General features: G+C 41.2%; 21 protein-coding genes. 19 read left to right on the top strand and 2 right to left on the bottom strand.

Annotated elements, in window-relative coordinates; genetic code table 11:
- From QZ576_RS17845 to QZ576_RS17835, 3 genes are all read left to right on the top strand, one after another.
- The coding region (locus tag QZ576_RS17845; protein WP_297099531.1) for a glycogen/starch synthase at positions 1–807 on the top strand (807 nt) is incomplete at its 5' end.
- Positions 808–1,008: 201 nt separating this feature from the next.
- A complete protein-coding gene (locus tag QZ576_RS17840) occupies positions 1,009–2,379 on the top strand; it encodes a DUF4270 domain-containing protein (RefSeq protein WP_297099530.1) in 1,371 nt (456 codons plus the stop codon).
- A gap of 271 nt (positions 2,380–2,650) precedes the next feature.
- Positions 2,651–4,981 carry a GH92 family glycosyl hydrolase gene (locus QZ576_RS17835; RefSeq protein ID WP_297099532.1) on the top strand — a complete coding sequence of 777 codons (2,331 nt, stop codon included), beginning with the start codon at positions 2,651–2,653 and terminating at the stop codon, positions 4,979–4,981.
- A 3-nt stretch (positions 4,982–4,984) separates the two neighbouring features.
- On the opposite strand, the gene QZ576_RS17830 is transcribed toward QZ576_RS17835, so the two are convergent.
- Positions 4,985–5,932, bottom strand: a complete 948-nt coding sequence (locus QZ576_RS17830; RefSeq protein ID WP_297099528.1) for a glycoside hydrolase family 43 protein — start codon at positions 5,930–5,932, stop codon at positions 4,985–4,987.
- A gap of 218 nt (positions 5,933–6,150) precedes the next feature.
- Here QZ576_RS17830 and QZ576_RS17825 point away from each other — a divergent pair, with 218 nt between their 5' ends.
- From QZ576_RS17825 to QZ576_RS17765, 13 genes are all read left to right on the top strand, one after another.
- The gene (locus QZ576_RS17825) at positions 6,151–7,497 is read left to right on the top strand and encodes an MFS transporter (RefSeq protein ID WP_297099526.1); all 1,347 of its coding nucleotides are present in this window, start codon (positions 6,151–6,153) and stop codon (positions 7,495–7,497) included.
- Position 7,498: 1 nt separating this feature from the next.
- Complete coding sequence (locus QZ576_RS17820; protein WP_297099524.1) at positions 7,499–8,500, top strand: glycoside hydrolase family 43 protein; 1,002 nt, start codon at positions 7,499–7,501, stop codon at positions 8,498–8,500.
- A 210-nt stretch (positions 8,501–8,710) separates the two neighbouring features.
- On the top strand, positions 8,711–9,229 hold the full coding sequence (locus QZ576_RS17815; protein ID WP_297099522.1) for a Crp/Fnr family transcriptional regulator: 519 nt from the start codon (positions 8,711–8,713) through the stop codon (positions 9,227–9,229).
- Between the two features lie 53 nt (positions 9,230–9,282).
- Complete coding sequence (locus tag QZ576_RS17810) at positions 9,283–10,518, top strand: MFS transporter (RefSeq protein WP_297099521.1); 1,236 nt, start codon at positions 9,283–9,285, stop codon at positions 10,516–10,518.
- 153 nt (positions 10,519–10,671) lie between these two features.
- On the top strand, positions 10,672–11,247 hold the full coding sequence (locus QZ576_RS17805; RefSeq protein WP_297099519.1) for a DJ-1/PfpI family protein: 576 nt from the start codon (positions 10,672–10,674) through the stop codon (positions 11,245–11,247).
- 22 nt (positions 11,248–11,269) lie between these two features.
- On the top strand, positions 11,270–11,683 hold the full coding sequence (locus tag QZ576_RS17800) for a GNAT family N-acetyltransferase (RefSeq protein ID WP_297099517.1): 414 nt from the start codon (positions 11,270–11,272) through the stop codon (positions 11,681–11,683).
- Between the two features lie 406 nt (positions 11,684–12,089).
- Positions 12,090–13,628: an ATP-binding protein gene (locus tag QZ576_RS17795; RefSeq protein ID WP_297099515.1), complete on the top strand. Its 1,539-nt coding sequence runs from the start codon at positions 12,090–12,092 to the stop codon at positions 13,626–13,628.
- Positions 13,621–14,004: a response regulator gene (locus QZ576_RS17790; protein ID WP_297099513.1), complete on the top strand. Its 384-nt coding sequence runs from the start codon at positions 13,621–13,623 to the stop codon at positions 14,002–14,004. Before QZ576_RS17795 ends, QZ576_RS17790 begins: the two co-directional genes overlap by 8 nt.
- 287 nt (positions 14,005–14,291) lie before the next feature.
- Positions 14,292–15,560: a redoxin family protein gene (locus tag QZ576_RS17785; RefSeq protein ID WP_297099511.1), complete on the top strand. Its 1,269-nt coding sequence runs from the start codon at positions 14,292–14,294 to the stop codon at positions 15,558–15,560.
- A gap of 142 nt (positions 15,561–15,702) precedes the next feature.
- On the top strand, positions 15,703–16,287 hold the full coding sequence (locus QZ576_RS17780) for a hypothetical protein (protein WP_297099509.1): 585 nt from the start codon (positions 15,703–15,705) through the stop codon (positions 16,285–16,287).
- A 202-nt stretch (positions 16,288–16,489) separates the two neighbouring features.
- Positions 16,490–16,909 carry a signal peptidase II gene (gene lspA, locus QZ576_RS17775; RefSeq protein WP_297099507.1) on the top strand — a complete coding sequence of 140 codons (420 nt, stop codon included), beginning with the start codon at positions 16,490–16,492 and terminating at the stop codon, positions 16,907–16,909.
- A gap of 74 nt (positions 16,910–16,983) precedes the next feature.
- On the top strand, positions 16,984–17,139 hold the full coding sequence (locus tag QZ576_RS17770) for a hypothetical protein (RefSeq protein WP_297099505.1): 156 nt from the start codon (positions 16,984–16,986) through the stop codon (positions 17,137–17,139).
- 185 nt (positions 17,140–17,324) lie between these two features.
- The gene (locus tag QZ576_RS17765; RefSeq protein ID WP_297099503.1) at positions 17,325–17,783 is read left to right on the top strand and encodes a hypothetical protein; all 459 of its coding nucleotides are present in this window, start codon (positions 17,325–17,327) and stop codon (positions 17,781–17,783) included.
- Between the two features lie 144 nt (positions 17,784–17,927).
- On the opposite strand, the gene QZ576_RS17760 is transcribed toward QZ576_RS17765, so the two are convergent.
- On the bottom strand, positions 17,928–18,311 hold the full coding sequence (locus tag QZ576_RS17760; protein WP_297099501.1) for a VOC family protein: 384 nt from the start codon (positions 18,309–18,311) through the stop codon (positions 17,928–17,930).
- Positions 18,312–18,584: 273 nt separating this feature from the next.
- On the opposite strand from QZ576_RS17760, the gene QZ576_RS17755 reads away from it, so the two are divergent.
- The 3 genes from QZ576_RS17755 to QZ576_RS17745 all read left to right on the top strand — a co-directional run bounded on the left by QZ576_RS17755 (position 18,585) and on the right by QZ576_RS17745 (position 22,416).
- On the top strand, positions 18,585–19,628 hold the full coding sequence (locus QZ576_RS17755; RefSeq protein ID WP_297099499.1) for an agmatine deiminase family protein: 1,044 nt from the start codon (positions 18,585–18,587) through the stop codon (positions 19,626–19,628).
- Between the two features lie 5 nt (positions 19,629–19,633).
- Complete coding sequence (locus QZ576_RS17750; protein ID WP_297099497.1) at positions 19,634–20,518, top strand: carbon-nitrogen hydrolase; 885 nt, start codon at positions 19,634–19,636, stop codon at positions 20,516–20,518.
- 686 nt (positions 20,519–21,204) lie between these two features.
- The gene (locus tag QZ576_RS17745) at positions 21,205–22,416 is read left to right on the top strand and encodes an outer membrane beta-barrel protein (protein WP_297099496.1); all 1,212 of its coding nucleotides are present in this window, start codon (positions 21,205–21,207) and stop codon (positions 22,414–22,416) included.
- The last annotated feature ends 74 nt before the right edge of the window (positions 22,417–22,490 follow it).

Here is a 22,490-nt window from a genome sequence, read left to right as displayed (position 1 = left end):
AGGTTCATGGAAAAGAAAAGAATCCTTTATATTTCACAGGAGATTACCCCTTATTTACCAGAAAGCGAAATGTCGGAAATCGGACGTTACCTGCCACAGGGCGTTCAGGAGAAAGGGAGAGAGATTAGAACATTTATGCCGCGGTATGGCTGCGTAAACGAGCGTAGAAATCAGTTACACGAGGTAATCCGCTTGTCGGGTATGAACCTGGTGATTAACGATGCGGATCACCCACTTATCATAAAAGTAGCTTCGATACAAGCTGCTCGTATGCAGGTTTATTTTATCGATAATGAAGATTATTTTCAACGCAAAGCCGTTTTGCACGATGATGACGGCAAAGAGTTTGAAGATAACGACGAACGTGCGGTATTTTTTGCCCGCGGTGTGCTCGAAACTGTAATTAAGTTACGCTGGGCACCCGATATTATTCACTGCCATGGCTGGTTAACTTCGTTAGTGCCTTTATACATTAAAAAGTACTATTATAACGATCCGTTATTTCAGAACTCGAAACTGGTTTATTCGGTTTACGACGATGATTTTAAACAACCACTCGATAGCAAGTTTAACGAAAAACTGTTGCTCGAAGGTATTACAACCGACGATGTGAAAACGATAGAAGAACCAACTTTTGCCAATGTTAGCAAAATGGCTGTCGATTATTCGGATGCGGTTATTCAGGGAGCTGAAAATATTAACGCTGACGTTAAAAATTATATTAAGGATAGCGAAAAGTTATTCCTCGATTTCCAACCAAAAGAAACATACATTGATGCCTACAACGAGTTTTACGATAAAGTGTAAGGCTTCGGTGTTAAAGAATCAAAATTAAATTTAAAAAGTTCAATTTTACTCCGATTTCAGAATAGCTCTCGTTGTAATTTTCTATGTTTGTGTAATTTTTCGGAAATCAGAAAATTGAAGAAGTAATCCAGACTGTTTAAATAGGCTAATTTGCTTAGGTTACAGTAGGTAAGCTTCCTAAAATAAATTGGAATAGTTGACATGAAATACAATACAGCGCAGTTGTTAAAGATATTTGGAGGTTTGTTTGTTCTGTTGAACATTTTGGTTGCCTGCAATAGCGAGCAAAACGATTTGGGATTAGGCATTCTTCCGGACGAAGACTTGATTAATGTTCGGAATATTTCTGTTTCGGATAAAATTGCATCTTACACTTTTACTGAAAATGGAATTATTTCCAACAAGTCGACAACGAACCTGTTGGGAACACTGAACGATCCGGTTTTTGGGAAAACAACTGCAAATTATGCAACGCAGTTCCGTTTAACTTCGTTTCCTGATTTTGGAACCAATACCGTTGTTGACTCGGTTCGTTTGTACCTGTTTTACCGAAACATTTACGGCGACACAATTACAACTCAGCACATTAAAGTGTACGAAATGGAAACGTTGCTTGATCCGGATGCTGAATACACCCAGGATATTGATTTGAAATCGATGGCATCTGATATTCCGCTTGCCGAGTTTGATTACACGCCAAAAGTGGTGTTGGATTCTGCATCACAGGATACCAACTACCAGATGTTGACGATTCCGTTGGATATTGCTTTGGGCGAAAAGCTGATCAGTGCCGATTCGCTCGATATGGTGAACAACGATGTTTTTCTTCAGTATTTTAAAGGACTTTTACTCGAAAGTGCTGATGTTTCCGGCGAAGGTTCATTGGTAACTTTACATACGGCAGCAAGCAGTTCGTTCCAGGGATCGGCCTTGTTGGTGTATTATAACAACGACGAAAATACCATATTGCTTGAAGAGGACGAAGATCCGGATACTTTATCGCAAGCCTATCTGATTACTGAATTCAGTGCTCGTGTTAGCGAATTTAAACACGATTACACCGGAGCGCCGTTTTTAGCTGATCTTGATCAGGAAGAAGAGGAAAGCGACCTGATTTATGTACAGCCAACCGGAGGATTAAAATCACGTATTACAGTTTCCGGTCTTGAAAGCTGGAAAGATTCAACAAATATGGGTATCAATAAAGCGGAGATCATTTTCCATGTTGATACCATTGCAAGCGATATTCATAATTATCCGCCGCCAAGCGAGCTGTTGTTTACGTTTGTGGCGCCCGACGAAGAGGAATACCGCCCGATTGATTATTTCTTTAATCCGTTGTTTTACGGCGGTGTTCTAGATACCAGCGATTACACGTATACCTTTAATATTACGCAGCATGTTCAGCGTATTATCGATGTAACCGATCCTGATGACGATGATTTTGTTGGAAACCAGGGCTTTTACCTGACAACAGGTCGTCGTGCCGATATTGCCAACCGCGTAATTCTTAAAGGGGCAAAACAAGATGGCGTTGATATGAGGATCACGTATTCAAAATTTTTGGATTAATCAGCTACTCATTTGTTTGTTCTTCCCCCAATTTTAATCGCTTTTACAGTGAATTGCAGCGCTTTGTTTAATTTTCCGGAATGCGGTGCGATTATTGCCGGATATTGAGCTCCATTAATTAAACATCGCATAAATTGGACGTAGTGGCACGTTTATCCCCCGAAATCTTTTATTTTAGCAGCCTTTAACCAGCAACTAAATTTATTGCAAAGCTTAACCGGTTTTGCAAAGCCGGGAATGAAAGCGTTTTTGTTTTCGGCAAACCACAAAAATTGTATTCATGAAACCACTACTTCATTGCGCCGTACTTTTGGTGCTGTTCATTTCTTGTCAAAATCAGAGTGAAAAGAATCCTGCAGTTAGCAGTTCTTCCGAAAATTATTGCCAGTATGTAAACCCGATGGTTGGAACAAGCACTATGGGCCATACATTTCCCGGAGCTACTGCTCCTTTTGGAATGGTGCAGCTGGGGCCGCAAACCGATATGCAGCCGTATTTTAATCCAGATGGCAGCTACAATAAAAAAACGTACGAATATTGTGCCGGTTACCAGTATCGCGACACCACGATAATTGGCTTTGCACACACCAATTTTAGTGGTACCGGTCACTCCGATCTGGGAGATTTTCTGGTGATGCCAACCACCGGCGATTTGGTGCTCGACCCCATAAAAAACGATGATGGAAACAAAGGTTTTTATTCGGTTTTCTCGCACGAAAGCGAAAAGGCAGCACCCGGGTTTTACAGCGTAAAACTCGACGATTACAATATAAATGCTGAATTAACCGCATCGGAAAGGGTCGGATTTCATCAATATACATTCCCGAAATCAGATGACGCGCACATAATTCTTGATCTGGTTTATAACATTTACCATTACGATGAGAAAAACGTGTGGACATTTTTGCGCGTTGAGAACGATTCGCTGATTACCGGTTACCGCCAAACGAAAGGGTGGGGGCGTACGCGAAAAGTATTTTTTGCCATGCAGTTTTCAAAACCGTTTAAAAGTTACGGGCATAAAAAATACGACGCGGATAACTATGATGGGCATTACCGGTATTTTGACCAGGAGAATAATTTCCCGGAAATGGCCGGACGAAATATCAGGGCGTATTTTAATTTCGATACTGCCGATAACGAAAAGCTAAAAGTAAAATTTGCCCTGTCGCCGGTAAGTATGGAGGGTGCACAAAAAAACCTGGAGGCCGAAATTCCGGATTGGGATTTTGAACGTGTAAAAGCCGAAACACAACAGAAATGGAACAACGAACTGGCAAAAATAGAGGTAGAAAGTATTTCTGATGACGACAAAAAAACATTTTACACAGCGCTGTATCACACTTTCCTGAGTCCGATTGTGTACGAAGATGTAGATGGCAGTTACCGTGGACTCGATCAGAATATTCACCAGTCGGAAGGTTTTACCAACTACACAATTTTTTCGTTGTGGGATACCTACCGCGCTTTGCATCCTTTCTTTAACCTTATTCAGCCGTCGCGTAATAACGACATGATTAAGTCGATGTTGGCGCATTACGACCAGAGTGTGCACCACATGTTACCGGTTTGGAGCCACTATGCCAACGAAAACTGGTGTATGATCGGCTATCACTCAACAACAGTTTTGGCCGATGCTGTAGTAAAAGGAGTTGGCGATTTCGATCGAAAACGGGCTTTGGAAGCTGCAGTTACAACGGCAAAAGTTCCCTATTTTCATGGCGTTGGCGATTATATGAAATACGGTTTTGTGCCCGAAGACAAAAGTTCGTACTCGGTGTCGAAAACGCTGGAATATGCTTTCGACGACTGGTGTATTGCGCAGATTGCCAAAAACACCGGCGATGCAGCTACCGAAAAAGAGTTCCTGGAACGTTCGAACGCCTATAAAAAAGTTTACGATCCTTCGATTGGTTTTATGCGTCCGAAACTATCAAATGGCGAGTTCAGAAAAGAATTCGATCCGCTGGATACACACGGACAGGGATTTATTGAAGGCAATGCCTGGAATTACGGTTTGTATGTGCCGCATCAGGTGGAAGATATGGTTCAGCTGATGGGCGGTAAAAAACGTCTGTCGGGGATGTTGGATTCGTTGTTTACCATGGAGTTGGCCGATAAATACATTGAGAAGAACGAGGATATTACCCGCGACGGAATGATCGGTAATTATGTGCATGGTAACGAACCGGGACATCATATTCCGTTTTTGTACAACTACACCGACGAGCTACACAAAACCCAAAGCCGCGTGCGCATGATCATGAAAACCATGTATGGTGCCGAGGTAAACAGTTTGTGTGGTAACGACGATGCCGGCCAAATGAGTGCGTGGTACATTTTTAATAGCCTTGGTTTTTATCCGCTGGCGCCGGGATCGGAATACTACGAATTGGGGAGTCCTTCGGTGAAAAAAGCAGTCGTTTCGTTTGAAAATGGAAACCAGCTTACAATAACAGCCAAAAATCAAAGCGAAGAAAATGTGTACGTTAGTAAAGTTACGTTGAACGGTCATGAAATTGACGGCACAAAAATCTCACATTTCGATTTAATAAAAGGAGGAGATTTGGTATTTGAAATGAGCGATCAGGCAACGAAATAATAACTAATTCGTTGCTTCAAACTCATTCAGTAAATTGTTTAAAACCGATTCGTCAACTTTGAAAATAGTACCGTGGCGCGTTCCTTCGGGAAAGCTGATGCTGTCGTTTATAACTTCCCAGTTGATTAGGTCGGTCGATCGCATGGCGCCCATGTGGTGTCGGGTATATTCGTCGTAATAAAGCACCCACGCATCGTTTACCTGTGCAACTGTTGGGCCTTCCACCCAATCGGGAGAAATGGCTTCAGAAGCAAGTTTATATCCGCCGTAAAGCGAATTGCTTTTGGCAATACGAATGTGTTTTTTTGGTGGATAACGGGTTTCGTCTTTTAAAAACATCAGGTACTCGTCGTTTATCTTTTTTATAACCGCATCAATTACATTAAAGCCTTCGTCGTACAATAGTTTTGTGGTCGTAAATTCCTCAAAATCTTTTGTGGTGGTGTAATACATGCGGTGGTTGTATTCGCTGTCGCCCTGTGTTTCGCCGGCTTCAAAACGTCCGGGAATTGTGGTGGCCCAGTAAATCATGTATTGCTCCTTTTCATCATCATAAATAATCTCAGGCGCCCAGCAGTTTCTGGCAGTAGGTTCGTGTTGCATCACCGGCACAAATTGTTGCTCCGACCAGTTGATCAGATCTTCCGACGAAGCATATCCAATTCCTCTGTCGTTCCAGCTAACCGTCCAAACCATATGAAAACGATTATCCGGCCCCTCAATAATACACGGATCGCGCATTAATTTATCGTCGGCAACTTGTGGTGCGAGTAGGGAAGAATCGTTGTTCAGCGCATGAAAATGATACCCGTCTTTACTATAAGCAAGGTGCAAACCATCTTGTCCGTTGTCTTTAAAATACGAAAACAGATATACTTTTGGCGGGTTTGTTTTTGGAGCACATCCTGCAAACAGGGTGAGTACGGCGATAAAAAGAAGCAGTTGTTTCATAATGGTTGTTTGCCACAAAAATAAAGAAGCTTTTCGATTCAGCAGTATTGATCTCCGGGCGATAATACAATATGTCCACCTCATATATTCAAAACTCCACCTGATTTCCGCAATAGCACCTATATTTGCATCGAGCAGAATATCCACATAAAGCTTCGTGCAACATGGATCGAATGAATTGGCTCAAACAATAGAAGATCAAACTTTAATTTAAATCAATGAACTCTAAAGCTCAAAAGCTAACCGTACTTGAAAAGATCGGCTATGGATCGGGAGATGCTGCCGTAAACGTGGTTATATCTTCCATGTTCCTTATCATCACTTATTTTTATACTGATATTTTTGGACTAAAGCCCAAAGATGTTGCCCTTATGTTTTTACTGGTTCGACTGATCGACGCTGTCAGCGATCCCTTGATGGGGTTGATAACAGACAAATATAAATTTAAAGGAGGCCGGTTCCGTCCTTACTTTTTATTTCTCTCGGTTCCTTTCGGAATCTCGGTATTCTTAACGTTTACCACACCTGGTTTCGATTATGCCGGAAAACTGATTTACGCATACATTACCTATATTTTTGTAACGCTGATGTTCACATCGGTCACCATTCCATACATTTCGCTAATCGGGGTGTTGACTAACGATCCGCAGGAACGTCTGTCGGCAAACGGTTACCGCCTTTTCTTTGCAAAGGTGGCTGCTTTTATGGTGTCGATCGTTGTTCCGATTCTTGCCGAAAAACTAGGTCGCGATGACATGGGAAGAGGATATCAACTGGCTATGGGACTAATGGCGTTGATGGGAACTTTGTTGTTCTTGTTCAGCTATTTTACTACCCGCGAGCGAATCGAACACGTAGTAGATAAAACACCATTTTTTCAGCAGTTAAGGTACCTGGTAAAAAACGACCAGTGGCTTATTTTATGGGGATCTTGCCTGTCGGGTACTGTTGGTTATGTAATCCGCAGTTCGGTGGCTATCTTCTATGCAAAATATTACCTGGGCGGAGATGCCGGAATGCAATCCACTTTTATGGGAACCGGTGTTGCAGCGGCTATTTTGGCCATGCCTTTGTCAACGCTTATCACCAAACGTTTTTGCAAAGTAAAACTGTTCTGGATGTCGCAGTTTGGTGTGGGAGTGCTTAGCGTGCTGATGTTTGTTTTGGTGAAACCACAACCCGATAGTGTGTTGTTGGCTTACGTACTTTATTTTATTCTATCGTTAGTGGTTGATGTACATGCCCCGGTATTTTGGTCGGCTATTGCTGAAGCCGTGGATCATGGTCATGCTGAAACCGGAAAACGTGTTTCAGGATTGGCATTCGGAGGTATTTCTTTTGCACAAAAAGCAGGAATGGGAGTTGCCGGAGCCGTGGTTGGTTTGTTGCTTGATGCATTCGGATACATTCCTGATGCTGTTCAATCAAAAACAGCACTTATCGGGCTTGCACTGATGCTAACTCTAATTCCGGGTGTTTTTCATGTGCTCAATGGTATGTTGATCTACCGCTACAAAATCACCGACAAATTTTACGAAACGATAAAAGCAAAAATTCATATTTAAGATGGACACTACAGATAAAAATGCGCCATTGGTTGAGCAGCGCGCCGATCCGTTTGTGTACAAACATACTGATGGTTACTACTATTTCACCGGCTCGGTGCCAACTTACGATCGTATTGAATTACGAAAAAGTAAAACGATTGCGGGCTTAAAAGAGGCTGAAACTTTTGATGTGTGGTTTAAACACGAAACCGGCCCAATGAGCCGTCATATCTGGGCTCCTGAAATTCATTACCTCGATGGCAAATGGTATGTTTACTTTGCTGCCAGCGAAGAAGAAGACATTTGGGCGTTACGACCTTATGTTTTGGAATGTACCGGTCAGGATCCGTTAAACGACGAGTGGATTGAGCTGGGACAAATGCAGCCTGCCGATGGCGATGAAAAAACATTCATCGACTTCTCGCTGGATGGAACAGTATTCGAAAATAACGGTAAGCGTTATTTTTGCTGGGCCGAAAAAACCGGCGGACAGTTTGCTGCATCAAATCTTTACCTGGCAGAAATGGAAACTCCGGTTAAGTTAAAAACTGTACAGTTTATGCTTACCACTCCCGATTACGATTGGGAAAGAATCGGTTTCTGGGTAAATGAAGGACCGGCAGCCATTAAAAACAATGGCAAAATTTATATTACATTTTCGGCAAGTGCCACCGGCGCCTGCTATTGTATGGGATTGATGGAAGCCGATGAGAATGCCGATCTGCTGGATCGTAATTCATGGAAGAAATCAAGGTACCCGGTTTTGGAAACCGATTACGAAAAGAAAATATACGGCCCGGGGCACAACTGTTTTACCGTGGCTGAAGATGATAAAACGCCACTGTGCATTTACCATGCCCGCGATTATGAGAAGGCTGTTGGCGATCCTGCAGTTGTTCCCGCAAGCGATAAACGACCGCTGGAAGAAATTGTTGAAGACCCGTTGTATGATCCAAACCGTCATGCACGCGTTATGGAAGTTAAATTTGATGCTGACGGGAGACCTGTATTTGAGTTTTAGTTGAAATGATGATATACCGAAAGGTAAAACCAGAGTCCGGGGCTGAATTTGTAAAATGAATTCAGCCCTTTTTTTATGCCATTAGAATTGATCAGGAGTTTCGATATCACTTTTTTCTGCTTATGAAGCCGGCGATATTTTATGCGTTACAACCATATTTTTTGATTAGTTTCGTAGAGATAGAGTTCATGAATATCAACGTTTCAGAATATGCTGATTGATTCCTTACACGATACAGAACGGTTAAAAAGTGGCGATTTCTTCTTAAAAGAGGAAAGTCATTGCCGTAAAATAGGACGTCTTGTAAAAGGCGTGATGAGAGGCTTTGTGCTCGATGTTGATGGAAACGAAATAACCACCCACTTTTATTGCGAAGGCGACATGGTTATTGGCAGCTATATTCCAAATGTGCAAACACAAATGAGTATTCAGGCCCTTGATGATTGCGAACTATCGGTAGCCGATTACGCCACCATAATGGCACACGTAAACAAAGACCGGGAAATAACCAAGGTGATCACTGAAGCTTTTGAGCAACTGAACAAACAGTTACAATCGAGGCTCGTAGCTCTGTTAAACCTCAATTCGTTGGAGAAATACGAACTTTTCCTGAGCGAATTTCCGGGGCTGATCAACCGAATACCTCACTATCATATTGCCAATTTTTTAGGAATTACACCCACACAATTAAGCCGGGCACGGAAGGATTTTATCAACAAATGTAAATGAAAAGCTTTGCGCTGGTTGGTTTCTTTGCATCTGTAAATTAATCAACAAGAAGAATGCAAAACAAAAATTTGATGCTGCTGTGGACCGGCAAACTGGTATCGGCTTTAGGAGATAAAATGTATGCTATCGCTATTGCTTGGTGGATACTTGAAGTAACGAATTCGCCCACCATGATGGGATTGTATCTGCTGGCAGCCACTTTGCCGACGGTGCTGATGGGAATTGTAGCCGGAGCGGTAATCGATAACTCGAATTTAAAACGCGTATTGGTGGTTGCCGATGTGGTGCGTGGCATTGGAATAACAGTATTGGGTTTACTCTACCTGGAGGAATTGCTAACGCCCGTTTGGGTTTTTGGTATTACGGTGGTGGTATCGCTGGCGTCGGCATTTTTTAATCCGGCAGTTACCAGTATTGTTCCGCACATTGTACCAAAAGGCAAGTACGGGAAAGCCAATTCCCTTATTCAACTGGTTGATGGATTAGCTAAGGTTGCCGGACCTTTTGCAGGTGTGGCAATTGTTGCAGCAACAGGTTATGTAGGCGCGTTTTTTATAAACGGGATATCTTTTTTGCTCTCTGCTTTTTTCGAAGGATTTATTTCTTATTCCCATACCCATTCGATCTGGCGAAAAAGAAACGAAAACAAATGGAACAGAAGTAAGGCTCTAATCAACGACATACAAAACGGACTACAATATGTGTTATCAAATACCCGCTTGCTGAACCTCTTGTTCTACATTTTTGCAGCACATTTATTTATTGGTGCTTTATCGGTAATGCTTCCGGTTATGGCCAAATTTGTGTCGGATGATAACCTCAACTTGCTCGGAATTTTAGAAACCGTTTTAGGAGCAGGATTTGTTTTAGGAGCTTTACTGTTGAGCCGCAGGAGCGAGGAGACGTTCAGAATTGATGCGTTACCAAAGATTTTTATCGTTGTGGGATTTAGTATAATAACTATTGGCGTTATCGCTTTTTTCAAAAGTTTGCCGCTTTTCTTATTTGCCCTTCCTGTTTTTGTTATCGGTTACTGTATCGTTTATGCTTCCATCAATTGGAAAACCTTTATACAGCTTGATACCCCACCCGAAAAACTGGGCCGTGTTGCAGCTATTTCTGCTTTGGTGGGCGATATTACGCTGCCCATTGCTTTTGCGCTTTACGGTTTTCTGCTCGATCAGTTCGACTTTGTACTGCTTTCCGTAATCAGCGGGATGTTGCTGATAATTACTATTTATATGCTGAATTTGGGAACTCGAAGAAGACTGGCTCCGGCACGAGCATAATACTTTGTGAGCTGATTTAACATTGATTCTATCAGCACCTTTATCCTGATAATTTTGTTAAATTCGCACCATATCCCGGTGAGCCTCATGTGGATAAGTAGCGGGCGAAAGTCTCCACGGATTATAAGTCAACTCATACCAAAAGTTAAACCCATGAAAAAAGTATTACTGTTATTGGCCAACGGATTCGAATTTTTCGAAGCAAGTGTATTTATCGATGTTATCGGCTGGAACATGGAGGAAGGCGATTGTTCAACAAAACTGTACACCTGCGGCGTAACGAAAGAAATTAAGAGCGCTTTCGGTCATAAATTAATTGCCGACTACCTTATTGATGAGGTTGATGTAAACGATTTTGATGCGCTGGCAATTCCCGGAGGTTTTGAGGTGTACGATTTTTACAACGATGCCTACAGCAATAAATTTACCAAGTTGATACAGGATTTCAAGGCAAACGGTAAATTTATTGCATCCATTTGTGCGGGCGCTCTGCCACTGGGTAAAAGTGGTATTTTAAAAGGTAAAAACGGAACGACCTACCGAAGTGAAGTGCGGCGCGAGGCATTGAAAAATTTTGGCGTAAATGTACTCGATCAGCCCATTGTTATCGACGATAATATAATTACTTCGTGGAATCCATCCACTGCTGCTGGTGTGGCTTTTTTGCTGCTGGAGTTGTTAACCAACAAAGAGAATGTTGAAAAAGTGCGGCAGTTAATGGGATTTTAAAACCCCGCAAAAGCAGAAAACGATGATTGAAATTTCAACGGATAAGGCAAAGCTCAACATTCAGGTTATTCACAATTATTTGTCGAACGAATCGTATTGGGCAAAAGGTCGTTCGTTGGAAACCGTAAGGCGTTCCATCGAAAATTCACTGTGTTTTGGGATTTACAGCGAGAACAAGCAGGTTGGATTTGCGCGGGTAATTACCGATTATGCCGTTTTTGCCTGGCTGCTCGATGTTTTTATCCTTCCCGAATACCAGGGAAAAGGTTACGGTAAAAAGTTAGTGGAAGCCATAATGACACATCCCGATTTGCAGGGACTGCGCCGCTGGGGATTGGGAACCGACGATGCACACGGGCTGTACAAACAATTTGGATTTGCACCCTTGCAAAAGCCCGGTAATATGATGGAGATTTTGAATAAATCCTCACACTAATAATTCGAAATTGTAAGCGGCAAAATTGAGTGCAACAACAAAACTCATTCAGCTAAAAAGGCTAACTAATGTCAGTTAGCAAGTAATAAAGTAGCATAATTCAAACCTGTAATACGAGATTTAATATCTTTGCTTTTATTTTTCCGATTTTTATGCAAAATGTTAGCGAAATACTCGACTTTTCGATTAGCACCTTACTTTTTCTTTACCTGTTAACACTAATTGGCAAAAGCACCAACTACCAGCGGTCTTACTGGTTTTGGGGCGTCGTTTTTGTTTTATTCTCGAAAGTAAACAGTGTGCTGGAAGGGCTTATTTTTTCCACCGAAATTAATATCGTCGAGCACACCTTCTTTTTCATTGCCTGTGTCTTTTTATTTATAAGTATCGTAAAAAGGGAGCTGTAATGGAAAATTATATTGTAACCGTAAACATATTATCAGCACTTATTCTTTCGCTTTCGGCAGTAATTGTTTTTGTGCGGCTCTATCGCAACCGGGTTCAATACAAAATATTATTTGGCGTTGCCTTGCTCATTTTGCTGGCCGGCTCTATCATCAATATTTATCAGCACACAACAGTTCAGGAAAATGCCGAAGAATTTGAACAGATTCTAAGCATCCTTTTTCTGCCCATTTTAATATTTGCCATTTACGAAAGTATCATTGGCGAACAGCTGCGCAACCGTATAAAAAGTGAGCAGAAGTTTAAAGGTATTTTTGACCAGACATTTTCGTTTGTTGGTTTGCTTGATGGTGAAGGACGACTGCTGGAAGCCAACTCAACCGCCTGCGAATTTATCGGGTATCGAAAAGATGAATACAAGGGCTTATTATTCCCCGAAACCCGATGGTGGAAACATTCGGCCGAAGAAAGAGAGAAACTGACCGTGGCGATTGAAAAGGCCCGGCTGGGAAAAACCGTCCGATTCGAAACCACCAATATCGACAAAGATGGAAATATTCGTTACATCGACCTTTCGTTAAAACCGATTCACGATTCGCACGATAATCTGATTTATTTAATTGGCGAGGGGCGCGATATTACCGAGGTAAAATCGACGAGGCTGGAGCTGGAGAAACACAAAAAGAACCTGGAAGACATTGTAGACAAACGTACAACGGAGCTAAAAACGGCCAATGCCGAGTTGCAGATAATAAACGATGCCTTACAAGAAAAAAACACCATAATTAACGAGCAGAACTCGAAGTTAATAAGCGCTCTTAACGACTTAAAAGAAACACAGGCACAGCTGTTTCAGGCCGAAAAAATGGCTTCGCTGGGTGTGCTTACTGCCGGAGTTGCCCACGAAATTAACAATCCGTTAAACTACATTATTGGCGCTTACGAAGGATTAAAATTGCAGGGAATACATGCCGGCGACGAAGATGTTGAAACGCTGTTAAATGCCATTAAAACCGGGGCCGATCGTGTAACAGGTATTGTAAAAAGCCTCAACCAGTTTAGCCGCAATACACCGTCGGATAACGAAGAATGTAACATCCATGAAATACTCAACGACAGCCTTGTAATGTTACAAAGTCAATTAAAAAATAGAATTCAGGTTCATAAGAACTATTCAAACGAAACATTTATTACTTTTGGTAATGTTGGAAATATTCATCAGGTATTTCTGAATATTCTTTCCAATGCCGAGCAGGCCATCGAAGGGGCAGGGGAGATAGCCATAAAAACATCGAAAAAGGACAACCATTTAATCATTGCTATTTCCGATACCGGCAAAGGAATTGAAAAGGACGAACTAACGAAGATTACCGACCCGTTTTATACGACCAAAGACCCGGGGAAAGGAACAGGTTTAGGCCTGTCGATTGCTTTCGGCATAATTAAGGATCACGGAGGCAGCCTCGAATTTGAGTCGGAAGTAAACAAAGGAACAACTGTAACAGTTATACTACCACAAAAAGGAATAAAACATGAGTAACAAACCCAAAATACTTTATGTGGACGATGAGGAAATTAATATCACCGTTTTTCAATTGACCTTCTCAAAAGTTTTTGAGGTATTAACTGCCGACAGCGGCGCGAAAGGCGTGGAGATATTTAACAGCGATCCCGACATAAAATTTGTAATCTCGGATATGAGAATGCCCGCCATGAACGGGCTGGAGTTTATCCGGAAAATTAAAAATGTATGCGAGCATATTCCCTGCAGCATATTGTCGGGCTACCAGCAAAGTCCCGAAATTTTATCGGCATTGGATAATGGCGAAATCGTTGAATATTTAATGAAACCCTTTAACAAAGGCGCAATCGAGGAATTAATTCTAAAGCATGTTAACGGTGTTGCCGGTAATTAAAAATTCCCGCTAATTCCAAGACTATAATCCGGCAAACCCACCTACCGAAGCTTTGTAACTTCGGGAAAAATTCGACGCCCCTACACTAGAATTTCATCTTAACATTATTTTTGTTAAATTAGATGCCCATAATCCGGTGACACCCAGAACGATTAGCAGCGAGAGATTTTCACCCTGGATATTTAATGAAACCTGAATGGCTGTTGATTGCTATTTTATTACAACAGAATTCACTTTCGTATTGCTATTCCTAATTCAGAACTAGATACCATAAAACGAAAACAGTTATGAAAAGTAAAATCCTTCTCCTATCGATTTGCCTCGGCATTGTTTTTTCAGCATGCACACAAAAAGAAAAAATCTGTGTCATTAAAGGGAAAGTGGTCAATCGGCCACAAAGCACACAACTGATGCTTTCGAAACCATTTGAAGACGATCGTGCGGGAGAGCCGGTAATGATTCAAATAGAGAACAGCGCGTTTTATTACGAACTGGCGTACACCGAGAATGAGGCCTATCAGTTGATCTTTGAAGATGAATATAACCATGCCCGTTGGCGACCCGTTACTTTTTTCTTAGACTCCGATACTATAGAGTTTGAGTTGTACCCGATGGAGGAGTACAAAAAGAACACCGTTTCGGGCGGAGAAATGAATGATGAATTTTTAGCACACGAAAAGAAAGAGTCTGATGCATTGGAGGAAAAGTTAAAATCAAATACCGAAAGGATTCAGACTTTAATGGATAACAATGAGTACGAAAGCGAAAAAATGAAGGCGGTATTTGACGCTATTGAGAAGGCAGAAACGCAGGAAGAGAAAGCAAAATTATATGTGGAGATGGCCAGATTGAATAATTCAGGGGAAGGACTTAGTGAAGCAGCGAAGAAACTGAATTCTGAACGTAGTTCTGTTGTGAAGATCCAGAAGGCAAAAGAATTTCAGTACAGGAAAGAGCATCTTTCGATCCCGAATTACTATTCGCATATCCGTGATATGAAAAACTCGGAGTATTCCCACGAATCATATGATCAGGACGAATTGATGGCCGTTCAAAAAATCTACGCTCAGAAATTTAAAAAGCATTCGTACACAACATACAGTAACGAGATTGCCTGGCGCTTCGAGAATCTGAAACCCGGTGGTGTATATTTCGACTGTACCTTGCCCGACCTGAACGGCGAGGAACATACGCTTTCGGAAGAAATAGCCGGGAAATATGCACTGATCGATATCTGGGCGCCTTGGTGCGGACCGTGTATAACCAAGAGCCGCGCCATGATGCCTGTTTACGACGAATACAGCGACAAAGGCTTTACGGTTGTGGGAATTGTAACTAAATACGTCGATACGGCCAGTGTAAGTGAACGCCTCGATACTGATAAGTATCCTTGGCTAAGCCTGCTGGATAAACCGGAAATAGATTCGCGCATAAACGAACATTACGGAACTGAACTGGAAGGCGGCAAAACGATACTGGTGGATAATACAGGGAAAGTGCTGGCGCTCGATCCTTCGGCCGATGATGTAAGGGACATTCTGGAAGCGAAGTTGTAACTAGGATATTAGGGCAATTCTAAAGAATTGAAAAAAACTTGTTGGCCTATGGCCGGGGGCCGGATTACAAATCCGCACCAGCAGAGGCAAAGCAAATGATTATAAAACAATCACCGTATATCAAAACATTAAAAAATCAGTTATGAAAAAAATCCTCTTCATTCTAACTATTCTTAGTCCGCTACTTGGTTTTGGTCAGAAATCAATAACCGAATTAAACAGTAAAGATCTCCGGTCATCATTAAAACTTCTGGGAATTGAAGTTTTTAAGTACGACTTTTCTGATGTAGAACCGGATTGCGGTCTTACCATTTTTGTCGATGAATACAACAAGGATTCGCTTGTGAGTTCTAAGCCGTATAATTTTGGCTCGTGGAACCAAGAACTCGAGAATAAGGAATTTGAATTGATATCGAAGGTAAGTGCTGACACTGCCCAAACCTATTGGTTAAACCTGATTCATCCGAAAATGCAAATAGTAACCCGCGTTGATGTTGCGCCTGAATTCAGAAATGCACATTACTGGATGGAAATAGAGCAGGGAAAAATAGAGTATGAAAAGAAAACACCGCTGTTTTTTTACGGGCAGGCATGGGAAGCTGAACTACAGGGAAGGAAGATTCGTCGGTTTTGTTGGGGCGAATCCGTTGGAAGAGATATGAAAAACAAATCTTTAGAGAATATAGAACACATGGTTTTAATCAGTTATGAACTAAAGAGATATTAGAAACATACTCTTCCCCGCTACCGCGCGAATTCTTTAGCGTGGTAAAAGATAAAGCTAAAAGCTACACGATAGAATCGTGCGGCAACGCAGGAAAAACACAAATAATATAACATGAGAAAAGCAATACTAAAATACTTGATTTTAATAGCATTTATGATTTCTGGATGTTCCGCTGATTTAAAAACCAAAGAAATCAATAGTTTTGATTGAAAATGCTTTTGATCTTCGATATGTGGAGAATCACTCAGTTGCTTTTGGATTTCTGGGGTCAATTGAAAAAAGTATCCGACTTCCGTTAATCTACCTTCTGACTATTTCTGCAACACTATTTGCTTTCGTAATGGTTTGGAAGATCAGGAATAAGAAATTCAGATTATTGCTTCCCTTTTTTATTTTGATTGGCGGTGCCTATGGAAATATTCTGGATCGGATGTTAAATGGCTTTGTAACCGACTTCTTTCATGTTCACTATTTCTATGAATATAATTTTCCGGTTTTTAATGTAGCAGATGTTATAGTAAACATTGGAGTCTGGCTTATTATCATTCAATGGAAAGATTTTAAACCAATTTTAGACAACTTATTTAGTAAAGAATCCACCTTAACTTCCCCTCGTTTGTAACGAAGGGTAAAACAAGCTATCGTTTGTAACAACAAAACACAACAAATACAATTCAAAAACAATAAAACAAAAAAATGGCACCACTAATTTTTCTTCCAATTCTTATTTATGTAGCACTTGTAGTTACCATTTTGTATTTCATTTTTAAATGGGTAAATACTTTTATTCAACTAAAACAGGAACATAACGAGCTGCTAAAAGAAATAATTAAAAGAATGGATTCGAAATAGTTTCACCGCTCTCCGCCACCGCGCCCCCGAAGTTTTGGGCTTTCGCGTGGTAAACAAATTCAGCGATAATCAGCAAAATCAGCGTCATCAGCGTTCCAATATCAATTCTCCGCTAACACCTCCCGAAACTTTGGGACATGGCAACAAGGGGAAAAATTTCAAGTCAATCTAAATAGTGAAAGTATATGAGCTTACTAAAATATTCGAGCACAGAAGAAAGGTCAATTCAGGTAAATCCGGATGTATATATTGATTCTTTCAAGAAAATAATTCAGGAAGCATTAAGAAACTTTGACGCCCAATCAGAAATTGAAAACGATACGATTACATTCAAAAGAATTGTGAGAATTACAACGCATTCCGGTCGGAATAAAATCGAAGCGATGAAATTAGTACGGGAAGGCTTAATTCGAATTGAAAGAGTAGGTACAAAGAAAATCAGAATATTTTGGGAAGTTAAGTTGGATGCATTAGTGTTTTTATCCATCTCAATTGGACTTCTATTCGGATTGATTGCTCTATTGGCCAGTTCGATGATACTAATCTCAACGATTATTGGATTACTGTTTTCGGCAATTATGTATTTTATTGGGTGTTCAATAGTAAAATCAAAAATTGATGGAATTTTAGCCACTAGCCACTAGCCACTAGCTGCAAGTTTCAAGCTACAAGTCACAAATATCCAGTATCCAGTAACCAGTAACGAGTATGCAGCAACCAGCAACCAGTTAAGCGAAACGCAATCCAGGCCATCGATTCGGGGTATCCAGCATCTGGAAAGAAATCCCTTATTCTTTCGAATGCAACGCAACCCTGTTTCCTTCGGTATCGAGGATAACAGCCAAAAATCCATATTCGTCGGAAATTTTGTTTTTGCGTTGAAGTATCTTTCCTCCGGCATCTTCAACCCGCTCCAATTCCACATTTACATCTCCTGCAGGCGAAGCCAGGTAAACAACCACTCCGTTCGGCGAAGGTTGGTAGAACTCTTTGTGGAGAACCAGTGCCGCCCCCGATCCGTATTTACCTTCGGAGTAGGGGAACCACGCCATGTCGAACTCTCTGCCATGATTTTTTTCCAATCCAACACTAAAAACTGTTTCGTAAAAATTAATGGCGCGTGCCATTTGTTTTACCGGAATTTCAACCCAGCTAACGATGTTTATTCGCATAATTTAGTATTAAGGTTAGTATCAATTTTATTGGTCTTCTGTTCCTGGCTCTTTAATTTTACGGTTTAAAAGTTAATTCATTTTCTCAAAAAACCTACTCCTCTTCAACCTGTTATAAATCATCGTTTTGATTATGATCGGGAGCAGCATTTCAAATAGCTGATCATTACGAATATGAATGTTGCCCGTGCAAGATTGGAGAAACTTTTACCCAATAGCTGAAACAATGTAATTTCGTTTTATTTTTGAAGCCGAAAGAACTTAGAAAGAAGCATGAATAATTCGTCCGATAAAAGTTTGCGTTTGCCCGCTGAGTGGGAGCCGCAGTCGTTTTTACAACTTACGTTTCCACATCCCGACAGCGATTGGGCTTATCTTTTAGAGGAAGCCAGTGCATGTTTTGTCGATATCATTGAGGCCGCCGCCCGCTTTCAGAAAGTATTGGTGGTTTGCGACGATGTAAAACGTGTTCGTGCTTATTTCAGAAATACGACGAATGTTTATTTTGCCGAAGCTCCGTCGAACGACACCTGGGCGCGAGACCACAGTGGAATCACCGTTATAGAGAATGGGGAAGCCGTTGTTCAGGATTATATTTTTAACGGTTGGGGGAAAAAATTCGAAGCAGGATTGGATAATCAGATCACAAAAAGTTTGTTCGATCAGGGTTTTCTTCAGCATGCCAAACTAAAAAGTTTCGACTTTGTATTGGAAGGCGGCTCCATTGAAAGCGATGGTTTAGGTACGATTCTTACCACTACAGAATGTTTGCTGGAAGAAAACCGCAACCCGCAATATACTCAAGAGGAAATTGAGGATATTCTGAAACAGAACTTTGGAGCGAAACGTATTTTGTGGCTCAACAGCGGTTATTTGGCCGGCGACGACACCGATTCGCATATCGATACAATTGCTCGTTTGTGTAACGAGAATACGATTGCTTACGTTGGCTGTAACAATCCGGAAGATGAGCATTTCGAGGCGCTGCAAAAAATGAAAGCCGAACTGCAACAGTTTACTACCGAAGACGGAACACCTTACAATCTGGTTGAACTTCCGTTTGCCGATCCTTGTTTCGATGACGAAGGAAACCGTTTGCCGGCAACCTATGCAAATTTTACCATTATCAACGGTGCGGTGCTGCTTCCGGTTTACGGATTAAAACAAGATGCTGAGGCCGTCGATATTTTGCAGCGGATTTTTCCCGAAAAAGAAATAATTCCAATAAATTGCAGGGTATTGATCGAACAACACGGATCGTTGCACTGCGTAACCATGCAGTATCCGGAAGCGGTTGGGTTAAACATTGAAAATTAAAGATCATGAGCAAATTGAAAGTAGGTATCATACAGCAAAAACGTTCGGGCAACAAAGACGAGAACACGCAAAACAGTTTGGCGGCCATTAAAAAATGTGCCGAAATGGGAGCTGAATTGGTGGTGTTGCAGGAGCTGCATGCCAGTCTCTATTTTTGTCAGATTGAGGATGTAGATCTATTTGATTTGGCTGAACCGATTCCGGGAAAGGATACTGAAATATTTGCCGCAGCCGCGAAAGAGAATAACGTTGTTTTGGTTACTTCGCTTTTCGAAAAACGTGCTGCCGGACTGTACCACAATACTGCCGTGGTTTTTGAGAAAGACGGATCGATGGCAGGTAAATACCGAAAAATGCACATTCCCGACGATCCCGGCTTTTACGAAAAGTTCTATTTCACTCCCGGCGATATGGGTTTTGAACCCATCAATACTTCTGTTGGTCGATTGGGATTGTTGGTGTGCTGGGATCAGTGGTATCCGGAAGGAGCGCGCTTAATGGCATTGGGCGGAGCAGAAATGCTTATTTATCCTACCGCAATTGGTTGGGATCCGGCCGATACCGACGATGAAAAAGCCCGCCAGCTGGATGCGTGGATCATTTCGCAACGCGGACATGCTGTTGCAAACGGCCTGCCCGTAATCAGTGTTAACCGTACCGGTTTTGAACCCGATGTTACCGGAATGGGAAATGGCATCGAGTTTTGGGGGAATTCTTTTGTTGCAGGTCCGCAAGGTGAATTTATCAAACAACTGTCTGCCCACGACGAGCAAATAGAAGTGGTGGAAATCGACCGGAAACGCACCGAAGATGTACGCCGTATCTGGCCTTTCCTCCGCGACCGCCGCATTGATGCCTACAACGATCTTTTGAAACGTTACCGCGATTAAGAAAGAGCTCCATTCTTGGTTTGCAAAGAATCCGGAGGATTCGAATAGTTATAGAAAGACAGATTGGAAACAAATACGACTCCGGCCGGAGTCGCATATTCATATTCAAACAAGTTCTATAAACATTTGATGCCTTCGGCATCACGGAAAACCGGTACAACACGGATTCCACGTGTAAAACCAAAAGGAATAGCCATAAAGCTCCAACTCCGAAGGACAATTCCAACGAGAATGATAGAGATTCCAAACGTCAGAAGAGTAATTCCATAGAGAATATCGATAATGCAATGTTGCCGAAAGCCTTAGCACGGTCTCCGAGACATAATTCCTTATGGAATCATAGATATTCCAAATAGCAGCAAGATAATTCCATAGAAAATATTGATGAAGCAATGTTGCTTAAAGCCTCAGCAGCAGCTTTTGCGAAAATAGTTTCGTATGGGAAAAGAAAAGGGAAAAGCCACACCATACACAAATACAGTAGTTTAAAAATGCACCCATTTAATCCCTTTTTTACTACTTATTTTTTGCCAACAAAAAGGGCGAAAGATTGATTCAGGGAAACAAAAAAATAAATACATTTGGCCGAAAACCGGGTTAAATAGGCTAGGTATCTTTTTAAATCCCGAATATAAATTTTAGGATAAACCAAAAATCATTAAATCAATTTTCAATACAAGATTATTATGCTTAAAAAGATCTTCTTTGTTGCCCTAATTATGTCTGTTTGTGTAACGACATTCGCACAAATTAAATTCGAAACAGGTTATTTTATCGACAATTCCAATCAAAAAATTCAATGTCTCATTAAAAATGAGGGATGGGTAATTACACCATCAAGTTTTAAATACAAAAAAAATGACAATGCCCCTGTAGAGACTGCAACGATTCAAAATGTAAAGGAGTTTGGCATTCCCGGGAGTGTAAAATACAAAAGGTTGGACGTTGAAATTGATACCTCGCCCGATAAACAAAATGAACTTAGCCTGGTACGAAATCCCGAATATCAGGAAAAGCAATTATTTCTTAAAGTAATTCTTGAAGGGCAGCCATCTTTATTCGAGTATAAAGACCGGACTTTAACCCGGTATTTTTATGGCTTAAATGATGATGTCGTTCAGTTGGTTTATAAACGGTATATGACCAACGATAAGGTAGCTGAAAACAATTATTTCAGAAACCAGCTGTCATCAATTCTTAAGTGTGATGAAATAACTCAGCAAAACGTAGCCGGGACCGATTATTTCAGAAGTGATTTGAAAAAGCTATTTATAACCTATCATAAGAGCACAAACGCCGATTATAATGAACTTGAAATGAAAAAGAAACTGAAGGTTCATATGTCGATAAAACCCGGAATTAATGCAAACAGCTTTACGGTAACGAATCCCAATAGTTTGGTTGAAAGGGCGGAATTCGACAATAAGACAAATTTTAGGTTAGGAGTTGAGGCAGAATTTTTACTTCCGATAAAAAAGTATAAATGGAGCTTTTTTGTTGAACCGACCTACCAAAAATATAATTCCGAATCATCTGTAAAGGTTAATCCGGCCCGCTGGCCTGCAGGAGTTATCGAAGGAGAAGTTAAATATGAATCGATAGAAATGCCAATAGGTTTAAGGTACCATATGTACCTGAATGATGTTTCAAAGATTTTCGTAGATATGGCCTTGGTTATGGATTTTGCTTTGGACTCTTATGTTGATTTTTCGAACTATCAGAATAACCTTGATATAGAATCGAGTTCGAATATTGCATTTGGATTAGGTTATAAATTTAAAGATAAGATTGATCTGACATTTCGGTATTATACAACGCGCGATATTTTAAACGGCTATACAATTTGGTACGGGAAGTATGAAGCGTTCTCAGTTTCGCTCGGATACACCTTGTTTTGAGAGCAAAGTTTCCCGAACAAAAAATGGAAATCTGCAATCGCGCCCCGAAGCTTTGGGGTGCGGCAGCAAAACTG

The sequence above is a fragment of the uncultured Draconibacterium sp. genome, from assembly GCF_913060805.1.
Lineage (GTDB): Bacteria > Bacteroidota > Bacteroidia > Bacteroidales > Prolixibacteraceae > Draconibacterium.
This window is presented reverse-complemented; position numbering and strand designations above follow the sequence as displayed.